This window comes from Cupriavidus sp. SK-3 (assembly GCF_000611145.1).
Lineage (GTDB): Bacteria > Pseudomonadota > Gammaproteobacteria > Burkholderiales > Burkholderiaceae > Cupriavidus.
Genome location: NZ_JFJV02000047.1, coordinates 1 through 12,332, shown reverse-complemented (window position 1 = coordinate 12,332; position 12,332 = coordinate 1). Strand labels below are relative to the sequence as shown.

Genomic DNA, 12,332 nt, shown 5'->3' with positions numbered 1-12,332 from the left:
TCGGCTGGGGCTCGCCGGGCTTGCTCTGGCCGCGCGTGGCGCAGCCGTCGAAGGCAGGCGGCTCGGCCCAGGCCTCGTCGAGCGATTCCTCGGGCGGCAGCCTTACCGGCTCGACGCGCTCGCCCGCCAGTTCCAGCACGGCCGCGATTGCCGCGTGATACGGGCTGTGGCGCTCGGCCAGCGCGGTATGCACGGCATTGAGGATGTGCGCCATCTCGGCCAGGAATTCGCGCGCGGTCTGCCCTGGCTGCGTGGCGGCGAACTCCAGTACTACCGGCAAGTAGTCGGGCAGTTCGCCCGCCCCCAGGAACAAGCCGGCGGCCTCATAGGTCTGCAGCAAATCCACCAGCGCCTGGCCGCGCTCGCGCGAGTCGCCGTGCACATGTTCGAACAAGTGCAGCGCGGTGGCGCGGCCGCGGTCGAAGGTGTCGACGTAGCGCGCCTCGAGTTCATAGGGGTCGCGGCGCTGCATGCCGTCAATCAGCGCCAGCAGGCTGTCCCGCCCGGGATCGCTGAGCGAGCGGCTCGCCGCCACCAGATCCCGCATCGGCACCAGGGAAGCACGCAGTTCCTCCCCCGGATAGGCCAGCAGCCGGGCCAGCACCAGGCAGATTCGCGCATCGAATGGTTTCATGGCCGCGTCCTTTACAGTGTCGCCTTGATCGGGATGGTCCGCCGCTTCTTCCCGCCGAACAGGCTGGTCTCGCTGGTGCCGTCCGAGCAGCCGTTGCCGAACGAGAAGCCACAGCCGCCGCGCAGGTCGAAGGCGTCCTCCGCGTACTCCCGGTGCGCCGTGGGAATGACGAAGCGATCCTCGTAGTTGGCGATCGCCATCACCTGGTACATCTGCTCGACCTGCGCCACGCTAAGCCCGGCCTGTTGCAGCGCAGCCAGGTTCTGGCGCCCTTCCACGTGCTTGTCGCGCTGATAGGCGCGCATGGCCAGCATCCGCTCCAGCGCGCGCACCACGGGCGTGGTGTCGCCTGCGGTGAGCAGGTTGGCAAGGTACTTGACCGGGATGCGCAACTGCTTCACGTCGGGAATCTCGCCGTTGATGCCGACTTCGCCGGCATTTGCCGCCGCCGTGATGGGCGACAGCGGCGGCACGTACCAGACCATCGGCAAGGTCCGGTACTCCGGGTGAAGCGGCAGCGCCACCTTCCAGTCCACCGCCATCTGGTAGACGGGGCTGCGGCGTGCCCCCTCCAGCCATGACTCGGGCACACCGTCCGCGCGGGCCTGCTCGATGACCTTGGGGTCGTTGGGATCGAGGAAGATGTCGAGCTGCGCCTGGTAGAGATCGCGGTCATGCTCCACGCTGGCCGCCTCCTGGATGCGGTCCGCATCGTAGAGCAGCACGCCGAGGTAGCGGATGCGGCCGACGCAGGTTTCCGAGCAGACGGTAGGCTGGCCGGCTTCGATGCGCGGATAGCAGAAGATGCACTTCTCCGCCTTGCCGCTCTGCCAGTTGTAGTAGATCTTCTTGTAGGGACAGCCGGACACGCACATGCGCCAGCCGCGGCATTTATCCTGGTCGATCAGCACGATGCCGTCCTCTTCCCGCTTGTAGATCGAACCGGACGGGCAACTGGCCACGCAGGTCGGGTTCAGGCAGTGCTCGCACAGGCGCGGCAGGTACATCATGAAGGTGTTCTCGAACTGCCCGTAGATCTCCTTCTGGATGTCGTCGAAGTTGCGGTCCTTGGAGCGCTTGGCAAACTCGCCGCCCAGGATCTCCTCCCAATTCGGCCCCCATTCGATCTTCTCCATGCGCTTGCCGGTGATCAGGCTGCGCGGGCGCGCAGTGGGGGCCGTGCGGGACTCGGGCGCGGACTGCAGGTGGTCGTAGTCGAACGTGAACGGCTCGTAGTAATCGTCGATCTGCGGCAGGTTGGGATTGGAGAAGATGCGCATCAGCAGCTTCCACTTGCCGCCCTGGCGGGGCTCGATGCGGCCGTCGGCCTTGCGCACCCAGCCACCGTTCCAGCGCTCCTGGTTTTCCCATTCCTTGGGATAGCCAATGCCGGGCTTGGTCTCCACATTGTTGAACCAGGCGTACTCCATGCCGGGGCGGTTGGTCCAGACGTTCTTGCAGGTCACCGAGCAGGTATGGCAACCGATGCACTTGTCCAGGTTGAGAACCATGCCGATCTGTGCGCGGACTTTCATCGTCGGTCTCCTTCTTCTCAGGCGGCGCCGGGGGCGTCGGCGTTGGCGGGCTCGTCGAGCCAGTCGACCCGGTCCATCTTGCGCACCACCACGAACTCGTCGCGATTGGTGCCGATGGTCCCGTAGTAATTGAAGCCGTAGCTGTATTGCGCATAGCCGCCGATCATATGGGTGGGCTTGAGCACCACGCGCGTGACCGAGTTATGAATGCCTCCGCGCAGACCGGTGATCTCCGAACCGGGCGTGTTGATGATCTTCTCCTGCGCGTGATACATCATCACCATGCCTGGCTTGATGCGCTGGCTCACCACGGCGCGCGCGGCGATGGCGCCGTTGGCATTGAAGAGCTCGACCCAGTCGTTATCGACGATGCCGGCCCGCCCCGCATCGTCCTCCGACAGCCAGACCACCGGCCCGCCGCGATTCAGCGTAAGCATGATCAGGTTGTCGGTGTAGGTCGAATGGATGCCCCATTTCTGATGCGGCGTGATGAAGTTCAGCGCGATCTCCGGGTGGCCGTTGGGCTTCTTGCCCAGCATTTCGTCGACGTTCTTCAGGTTGATCGGCGGCCGGTAGCTGACGAAGCCTTCGCCGAAATCGCGCATCCACGGATGGTCCTGGTAGAACTGCTGCCGCCCGCTCAGGGTGCGCCACGGGATCAGTTCGTGCACATTGGTATAGCCCGCGTTGTAGCTCACCTTCTCGCTCTCCAGCCCGCTCCAGGTCGGCGAGGAGATGATCTTGCGCGGCTGCGCCTGGATATCGCGGAAGCGGATCTTCTCGTCCTCGCGGTGCAGCGCCAGGTGGGCATGCTCGCGCCCGGTGATGCGGCTAAGCGCCTGCCATGCCTTGACCGCCACGTGGCCGTTGGTTTCAGGCGCCAGCATCATCACGACTTCGGCCGCGTCGATATCGGTGTCGATGCGCGGCAAGCCCTGGCTGACGCCCGCCTCGCTGACCGTGCCATTGAGTTCCCCGAGCGCATGCACCTCGCTTTCCGTGTTCCAGCCGATCCCCTTGCCGCCATTGCCGATGCGCGTCATCAGGGGGCCGAGCGCGGTGAAGCGCTGATAGGTGTTGGGGTAATCGCGCTCCACCACATTGATCTGCGGCGCGGTCTGGCCGGGCACCAGGTCGCATTCGCCCTTCTTCCAGTCCCGCACGCCGAAAGGCTGCGCCAGTTCGGCGGGCGTGTCGTGCATCAGCGGGGTGAGCACCACTTCCTTCTCCGCCCCGAGATGGCCCACGCAGACCTGGCTGAAGGTCTTGGCGAAACCCTTGTAGATCTCCCAGTCGCTGCGCGCCTGCCAGGCCGGATCGACGGCGGTGGAGAGCGGATGGATAAACGGATGCATGTCGCTGGTGTTGAGATCGTTCTTCTCGTACCAGGTCGCCGTGGGCAGCACGATGTCCGAGTACATGCAGGTGGTGCTCATGCGGAAATCGAGCGTGACCAGCAGGTCCAGCTTGCCCTCGGGCGCCTGCTCATGCCAGCGGACTTCCTCGGGCCTGGCATGGTCGGGACCGAGGTCCTTGCCCTGCACGCCGTGGCTGGTGCCCAGCAGGTGCTTGAGGAAATATTCATGCCCCTTGCCCGAGGAGCCGAGCAGGTTGGAACGCCACACAAACATGTTGCGCGGCCAGTTGGCCGGGTGATCGGGGTCCTCGCAGCTCATCTTCAGCGAGCCGTCCTTGAGGGACTGGACCACATAGTCCCGCGTGTCCAGCCCGCGCGCCTGCGCGTCGCGCTGCACCTGCAGCGGATTGGTCTGCAGCTGCGGCGCCGATGGCAGCCAGCCCATGCGCTCCGCGCGGACGTTGTAGTCGATCATCGAGCCGCTGTAGCGCGCCGGATCGGCCAGCGGCGAGAGGATCTCGTCCACGCCGAGTTTCTCGTAGCGCCACTGGTCCGTATGGGCATAGAAGAAGCTGGTCGAGTTCATCTGGCGCGGCGGCCGGATCCAGTCCAGCGCGAAGGCGAGCGCGGTCCAGCCGGTCTGCGGGCGCAGCTTTTCCTGGCCCACGTAGTGCGCCCAGCCGCCACCGCTCTGGCCGATGCAGCCGCACAGCATCAGCATGTTGATGATGCCGCGGTAGTTCATGTCGCAGTGGTACCAGTGGTTCATCGCCGCGCCGATGATCACCATGGACTTGCCATGGGTCTTGTCGGCGTTGTCCGCGAACTGCCGCGCCACCGCGATGACCTGCTGGCGCGGCACACCGGTGATGCGCTCTTGCCAGGCGGGCGTGTAGGGGACCTCGTCATCGTAGCCGCCCGTGGCGGCGCCGCCCTGCTGTTCGCCCGGCAGCCCGCGCGCCACGCCGTAGTTGGCCGCCAGCAGGTCGAACACCGTGGCCACCAGCGTCTCGCGCTGGCCGCCTTCTTCCTGCAACGCCAGGCGTACTGCCGGCACGCGCCGCACGATCACATCGCCGGCGGTCTTGCTGGCCGTGAAATGCGGTGTGTCGATGCCGCCGAAATAGGGGAAGCCGACATCGACGATTTCATGCGGCTGGGCGCCATCCTCCACCGCCGACAGCTTGAGCTTCACGGCCTCGCCCTGCCTGGCCTCCTTGCTTTCAAGGTTCCATTTGCCGGCGTCGGGCCTGCCGTCCGGCCCCCAGCGGAAGCCGATCGAGCCGTGAGGCAAGGCGACCTTGCCTTGTTCGTCGAAACCGACCGTCTTCCATTCGGGATGGTTCGCCTGCCCCAGCGCATCGGGGAAATCGCTGGCGCGCACATAGCGATCGGGCACCAGGGTCCTGCTGCCGTCGGGCAGCGTGTGTTCCTTGAGCGCGACCAGCAACGGCAGGTCCGTATACCGGCGCGCATAGTCGTCAAAATAGGCGCTGCGCCGCTCGAAGTAGAACTCCTTGAGGATGACGTGGCCCATCGCCATTGCCAGCGCCGCATCGGTGCCCTGCTTCGGATGCAGCCACAGGTCGGCCAGCTTGGAAACCTCCGCGTAGTCCGGGGTCACGGCGACCACCTTGGCGCCCTTGTAGCGCACCTCGGTAAAGAAGTGCGCGTCCGGCGTGCGCGTCTGCGGCACGTTGGAGCCCCAGGCGATCAGGAAGGTGGAGTTGTACCAGTCCGCGCTCTCCGGCACATCGGTCTGTTCACCCCAGGTCTGCGGGCTGGCGGGCGGCAGGTCACAGTACCAGTCATAGAAACTCATGCAGACCCCGCCGATCAGGCTGAGGTAGCGGCTGCCTGCCGCGTAGCTCACCATGCTCATGGCCGGGATCGGCGAGAAGCCGATCACGCGGTCCGGGCCGTGCGTCTTGATGGTGTAAACGTTAGCCGCGGCGATCAGTTCATTGACCTCGTCCCAACTGCTGCGCACGAAGCCGCCCATCCCGCGCTGCTGCTGGTACTCGCGGCGCGCCGCGTCGTTTTCGACCACGGCCGCCCAGGCGTCCACGGCGCTCTTGGCCACGGCCCGCGCCGCCCGCCAGTGCTTGAGCAGGCGCCCCCGCACCATCGGGTACTTGACCCGGTTGGCGCTGTAGAGATACCAGGAGTAGCTCGCACCCCGCGCGCAGCCGCGCGGCTCGTGGTTCGGCAGGTCGGCGCGCGTGCGGGGGTAATCGGTCTGCTGGGTTTCCCAGGTCACGATGCCGCCCTTCACGTAGATCTTCCACGAGCACGAGCCGGTACAGTTGGTGCCATGGGTGGAGCGCACGATCTTGTCGTGCTGCCAGCGGTTGCGGTAGGCGTCCTCCCAGGTGCGGTCCTCGCCCGTGGTCTGGCCGTGGCCGTCGGAGAAACGCTCGCGCGGCTGGCTGAAGTAAGTGAGGCGATCGAGAAAATGGCTCATTGCGGGGCTCCGGTATCGTTTGTGCGCATCGCCATCGTGCTCAGCACGGCATCTCGGCGCCGCGCCGCCCGTAGTACCACCAGGTGATCACCACGCAAAGGAGATAGAAGACGATGAATATCCACAGTGCGGCCTCCGGGCCGCCGGTCGCGGCGATGGCGGTGCCGTAGCTCTTGGGGATGAAGAAACCGCCGTAGGCACCCAGCGCCCCAGCGAAGCCCAGCGCGGCCGCCCCCTCGGTATTGCCTTCCTTGATCGCGCGGGCCTGCGCCTCTTCGCCGGCGCCCTCCACCTCGCGCAGCTTCTGGTTGAGGAAGATCACCGGGATCATGCGGAAGGTCGAGCCATTGCCAATGCCCGTGGTCAGGAACAGCACCAGGAACATCAGGAAAAAGCCGGTGAAGCTGCCTTGCGCCGGACCGGCGGAGAGCGCATAGCCGCCCGCGCCCTTGGGCAGGAAATACAGCACCCCGACCACCGCCAGCGCCATCACCACGAAATTCCACAGGGTGACGGACGCGCCGCCGAGCCGGTCGGCCAGCCAGCCGCCGACGGGCCGGATCAGCGCGCCCAGCAGCGGCCCCAGCCAGGCATACGCCAGCGGGTTGACGTCGGGAAACTGGCTCTTGATCAGCAGCGGGAAGCCCGCGGCAAAGCCGATGAACGAGCCGAAGGTGCCAAGGTACAGCACGCACATCAGCCAGTTATGCTTGCGCTTGAAGATGGCTGCCTGTGCGGCGAACGAGGCCCGCGCGTCGGCAATGTCGTTCATGAAGAACCAGGCCGCCACCGACGCCAGCGCGATCCAGGGAATCCAGATATAGGCGGCGTTCTGCGCCCACACCTGGCTCACCTGGCCGGTCTTGCCGACGATCGTCTGCGGATCGCCGCCAAAAATGCCGAGGATGCCCACCGTGACGACCAGCGGGCTCAGGAACTGCACCACCGAAACGCCAAGGTTTCCCAGCCCCGCATTCACGCCCAGCGCCGAGCCCTTGTGCTCCTTGGGAAAAAAGAAGCTGATATTGGCCATGCTGGAGCTGAAGTTGCCGCCCCCCAGGCCGCACAGCAGCGCCAGCAGCAGCATGGTGGGATAGCTGGTGGTCGGATCCTGCACCGCAATGCCGATCCCGATGGCGGGAATCAACAAGGACGCCGTGGAGATTGCAGTCCAGCGGCGCCCGCCGAACAGGGGCACCATGAAAGAATAGAAGATGCGCAGCGTCGCGCCCGATAGCGCGGGCGCGGCCGCCAGCCAGAAGAGCTGGTTGGTCGAGTACTTGAAGCCGAGTTGCGGCAGGTTGACGGCCACCACACTCCACAATTGCCAGATGGCAAATGCCAGGAACAGCGCGGGCACCGAGATCCACAGATTCAGCTTGGCGATCGCCTCGCCCTCGCGCTCCCAGAATGCGCGGTCTTCAGGGGTCCAGATGGTCAGTACCCGGCCGCTGCCGGACGGCTTCGGTGTCTCTGCTACGGTTCGGCTCATTTCCGTCTCCAGGCGCGCTCAGGACCGCGCCGCGTTGCCGGCACGCACCCCGTGCGGGCCCATCATCTCGGTGCGGCGCACCTCGGTGAAATACATCCAGATCAGGGATACCCAGACCACGCCGTACATCAGCATGAAGGCGCTGGATCGCACGCCGGTGATGTCCAGCAACACACCGAACAGGATCGGCAGCACGAAGCCGCCCAGCCCGCCGGCCAGGCCGACAATGCCGCTGATGGCCCCGATGTTGTCCGGATAGTCGTCGCTGATGTACTTGAATACACTCGCCTTGCCGAACGCGAAGGCAACACCCAGCACCGCCAGCAACGCGGTGAAGGCATAGATGTTCAGACCCAGCCGGAAGTGGCGGACACCGTCGACCGCGGCCACCGTGAACTCGGTCTGCGGGTAGCTCAGCAGGAACAGGCAGATCCAGCACACCCACAGTACCCACCAGGTCACGCTGTGTGCGCCGTGCCGGTCGGAGAGCCAGCCGCCCACGGCGCGCAGGACGCCGCCAGGCAAGGAGAAACAGGCTGCCAGCAACGCCGCCGTTGGGAGTTCCAGTCCGTACTCGCCTACGTAGTACTGCACCATCCAGAGGCTCAGCGCGACATAGCCGCCGAAGACGATGGAGTAGTACTGGCAGTACTTGAGCACGCGCGGGTCCTTGAGCGTGCGCAGCTGGTCCCGCAGCGAGGCACCGCCCCCGGTGACATGGCTCGTGTCATGCGCGCTCAGCAGCCAGAACAGCAAGGCCGTGCCAAGCAGGATGGCTGCATAGGCGCGCGGCACCATGGCCCAGCCGAAGCTCACCACCAGCGCCGGCGCGATGAACTTGTTGACTGCCGCCCCCGAATTGCCGGCACCGAAAACACCCATGGCAAAGCCCTGACGGCTTTTCGGGAACCAGCGCGCTACGTATGGCGTGCCGACCGAGAACGAGCCGCCGGCCAGGCCGATGAACATCCCGGCGAGCAGGAAGTGCCAGTACTGCGTCGCGTACGACATCAGCCAGATCGGCGGTACGCAGGCCAGCATCAGCACGAAAAAGACGATCCGCCCGCCATAGCGGTCGGTCATGAGACCCAGCGGCACCCGGATCAGCGAGCCGGTCAGCACGGGGATGGCTGTCAGCAGGCCGAACTCCGTGGCGTTGAGTCCCAGCGTCTTGCGGATCGGGATGCCGATGACACCGAACATCATCCACACCATGAAACACACGGTAAACGAGAGCGTGCTGACGACCAGTACGCGAATTGCCTGTCCCGTGACTCGATCCTTCGGCGATAGCGCCATGCCGGTCGCTCCCTGGTCCCTTGCTGAGTTCCAATCTAGGCGCCCGATGCAAGGTGCGACATCCCTCGGCCGGGCAGGCCGGCATGTCCGGAAGGAGGATGATTTCGACCGATCGGACGCCCGGGCATCGTTCGAAAGAACTATGCCGGACCGGGGTCAGGCGCTGCCGCGTACGGCGAGGAAGACGGCCGCCTGGACCCGCGAACTGAGGTTGAGCTTGCGCAGGATATGCTGGACATGGATCTTCACCGTCGTCTCGGCGATGTCCAACTGGCGCGCGATGGCCTTGTTGCTTGAACCGCTGGCGATACCTTGCAGGATCTCCATTTCGCGCGGCGACAGCACGGCAAGCGGATCGGCGGGTGCGGGCGGCGCGCAGGCTTCTTCCGGACTGGCATGCGCGGCATGAAACGCGGCGACCAGCTTGCCGGTCATCTCGGGACTGATGGCAGACTGCCCTTTCAAGGTCTGGTGGATGGCCGCGACCAGGGCGGCGCCCTCGATGTTCTTGAGCACATACCCGTCGGCACCCGCCTTGAGTGCCGCACCCAGGTCACGCTCGTCCTCGCTGACCGTCAGCATCAGCACGCGCGCGTGCGGCGCGGCCTCCCTGAGCCCGGGCAGCGCATCGATCCCCGTCACCCCGGGCAGATGGTTGTCGAGCAGGATGACATCCGGCTGCAAGGCCTGGGCGCGATGCTGGGCCTCGCCGGCGTCGCCGGCCTCGCCAACCACCTGGAGCGCCGGTTCCTGCGCCAGCAAGGCGATCAGCCCGCGGCGGAACAAGCTATGGTCATCCACGACCAGGAGGCGGACCGGATCAGTGGCGGGCATCGGGTTTTCCCATCAGTGGCTCTGCACGGTACTGGCCATCCGGGCAGGCCGGGATGACGCTTCGCGCTGCGCAGGCCGGCGCGGCGGCAGCGTCAGCGTCACGCGCGTGCCATGACCGCTGCCCGAGGTCAGCGTGACCGTGGCGCCGATGCGCTGCGCGCGCTCGTGCATGATCCGCAAGCCCACATGCAACTGGGCGGACGTCGGCGGTTGCGCGACGTTGAAGCCAAGGCCATCGTCGCGTACCTCGAAACGCCACACCTCGGCCTGGCGCACGTCGATCCAGACCTGTGTCGCATGCGCGTGCTTGCGTATGTTGGACAGCGCCTCCTGAATGACATGCAGTACCTGAACCTGCACGTCGGGCATCAGGGGCACATCATGCCCTTCCATGCGCAGATGCGTGCGCAAGCCAGTCTGGTGCTCGAATTTCTGTAATGTGGTGCGCAGCGCGGGCTCGATGTCCTCGTGGTTGGTGCGCGTGCGGAAATGCACCAGCAGTTCGCGCACGTCGCTATAGGTCTCGTGCACGCCGGCCTCGATCTCTCCGAGCACCCTGTCGACCGCCGGCGCGTCGCGGCGGCCAAGCGCGGCCCTCATCAACTCTACCTGGATCCGCAGAAAAGCCAGCGACTGGGCGATCGAGTCGTGGAGTTCCTGTGCCAGCAGGCCCCTCTCCTGGGCCACCGTGGCTTCCTTCTCCAGTGCTCCCGCGCGCAGCCCCTCCATCGCGCTGGCAAGGTGGGCCGCAAGGGCTTCGAGCAGGGAGCGGTCCTCTGCCGTCAGCACGGTTTCCTCGAGAAAGAACAGATCGATTTCGCCAAGTACCCGCTGCTGCAGTTTCACCGGCAGGGAAACCAGTGTCCGGTAACCGGCCCGCGCGCATCGGATCGACGGATCGTCTGGTATCCCCCGGATGGGGATAACCCGCAGTTGCGCGGTGGCGCCGGCCTGACCGCAATGGCAAGCACCCGGTTGCAGGCAGCGCTCCTGCTCAAACATCACCTGCGGCAGGCAGTCACCCGCCAGCAAAAGATAGCGCTGGTTGGCTGCATCGGACCAGCGGATCGCAACGGCATCGGCATGGGCAACAGCGCGAACCTTGCGTGCAAATCCTTTTGCAAGCTCGTCCAGCGTAGCCGCCTGCGCCATCTGCCCGCTCATCTCATACAAGGCGGCAAGGCGCATGCGCTCGCGTTCCAGCCGTGCGGTTTTTTCATTGACGCGTTGCTCAAGGTCGCCATACAACGCCTCCAGTTTTGCGGCCATATGATTGAAGCCCTCAGCCAGTTCGCCAAACTCATCCTGGGAGGTCACCGCCACGCGTGCGCCGAGGTCCGCGGCCTCAACGCGAAGCAAACCGCGCCGCAGGCGCGACAAGGGTTCAAAAACGATCAGGTAGCCGGCATAGAGAAGCGTCACCGCGCTGGCAATGACAAGGGCCACCATGGCGAGCTGGAACATATGCAACCGTGCCGTCCATTGGGAGAGCTGCAGTTCGATGCCGGATACCAGCGCGTCGACGGCCGCCGCGAAGCGGTCCAGATCGCCCGCCGGGGCAGGCACACCTGATAGCCAGTTCGCGCGAAGCGACGCCCAGCCTTTTTGAACCGTGGCAAACCGGGCACGGGTCTCGGCATTCCAGGGAACAAAGAGAGGGCGCGAAGGATCGCCGCTTCCCAATAGCTCAAGGCCCTGATCGGACTCGCGCAACTGGGATGTCACCGCATCCATGGATGCGCCTCGCTCCATGGCCAACGCGAGCCGATAGCCCTGCATGCGCATACGGCCAGCTTCGTTGACGGCTGCCGCTCCGCCTTCGATTTGCCACGTGACCCAGAGCGTGAGGCCGATCGAAGTCAGGGCAAGACACAATACCGTGGCACCAATCGCCAGCAGTTTAGTCAACAGACTCCAGCTCCGCCGGCGCATCGCGTGACTCCAGGTTGAGCGTTCCTCGTGCCCCTATTGCCGGAACCAGAGGACTGCATGCTGCGCCGCACAATTCTGCCGCCGCTGCCATTGGCCGTCCCTGCCAGCGATCAGTCGGCAACGCCGTATCAGTACGTACAAAGAGGCACTTGATCGTGCAGGCGTTTCACTCGGATATGCGCGAGCGCCGCCAACGGATATGCGTCTCCCCAATGGAACTGAATATATCCAAGACCTCGTGCCGATGTTTGATTCATCGCAAATCTGGTGCTTACCAATCCTGAAAATGTGCAATAAGGGCCAATTTTTCCGACATTTCTTTCTCGATCCGGGCGAACGTTCATGGAAATGCCTTCCAACTACGCTTTTCCCTGGCCAGATCGCCCCCCCTTCCCGGCGCGCCCCGTGACTCCCGCGACGGGCACGCGGAAATGTTCCACGTTCTGCCCGGCGTTGACTGCCCGCTGCAACCAGTCCGGCATGGCGCCGGCCGTCCCAGCCCTGCCCTGCCCGTGCGCGTTGCGGTGGCGCACCACCCCGCCCCGGGCAACGTCGCCGGTGGCGGCTCGACAAAACAGCCGGCGGCCTGCAGGTAGGCCAGGGTCAGGCCGAGGGTCGGCCGGGATTCACAAATATCTGAAGTTCTCGCGGACCTAACTCCACTAGAGTGACACGGGGCAAACGCGATTGCCCCGTATTTCCTTCCGCACCCACTCCTTCCCGGCAGCGGGTGCTATTTTTTTACCGCCAGCGCGCCCGCACCTCGTCCGCCAGATCCGTGAGCC

At 65.2% G+C, this 12,332-nt stretch carries 7 protein-coding genes; all 7 read right to left on the bottom strand.

Features of this window, described 5'->3' with window-relative positions:
- Positions 1-634: nitrate reductase molybdenum cofactor assembly chaperone (gene narJ / locus CF70_RS04975; protein ID WP_035861254.1), on the bottom strand; the 634-nt coding region annotated here is incomplete at its 3' end.
- A gap of 11 nt (positions 635-645) precedes the next feature.
- Positions 646-2,169, bottom strand: a complete 1,524-nt coding sequence (narH, locus tag CF70_RS04970) for a nitrate reductase subunit beta (protein ID WP_035861239.1) — start codon at positions 2,167-2,169, stop codon at positions 646-648.
- Between the two features lie 17 nt (positions 2,170-2,186).
- Positions 2,187-5,990, bottom strand: coding sequence for a nitrate reductase subunit alpha (locus tag CF70_RS04965; protein WP_035861237.1), 3,804 nt, complete (start codon positions 5,988-5,990; stop codon positions 2,187-2,189).
- 40 nt (positions 5,991-6,030) lie between these two features.
- Positions 6,031-7,482: a NarK family nitrate/nitrite MFS transporter gene (locus tag CF70_RS04960; protein WP_035861234.1), complete on the bottom strand. Its 1,452-nt coding sequence runs from the start codon at positions 7,480-7,482 to the stop codon at positions 6,031-6,033.
- A gap of 18 nt (positions 7,483-7,500) precedes the next feature.
- Positions 7,501-8,781: an MFS transporter gene (locus CF70_RS04955; protein WP_035861231.1), complete on the bottom strand. Its 1,281-nt coding sequence runs from the start codon at positions 8,779-8,781 to the stop codon at positions 7,501-7,503.
- A gap of 156 nt (positions 8,782-8,937) precedes the next feature.
- A complete protein-coding gene (locus CF70_RS04950) occupies positions 8,938-9,615 on the bottom strand; it encodes a response regulator (protein ID WP_035861228.1) in 678 nt (225 codons plus the stop codon).
- A 12-nt stretch (positions 9,616-9,627) separates the two neighbouring features.
- Positions 9,628-11,523 (bottom strand): type IV pili methyl-accepting chemotaxis transducer N-terminal domain-containing protein, encoded by a 1,896-nt coding sequence (locus CF70_RS04945; RefSeq protein ID WP_235184885.1) that lies wholly within the window; start codon positions 11,521-11,523, stop codon positions 9,628-9,630.
- Positions 11,524-12,332: the final 809 nt, after the last annotated feature.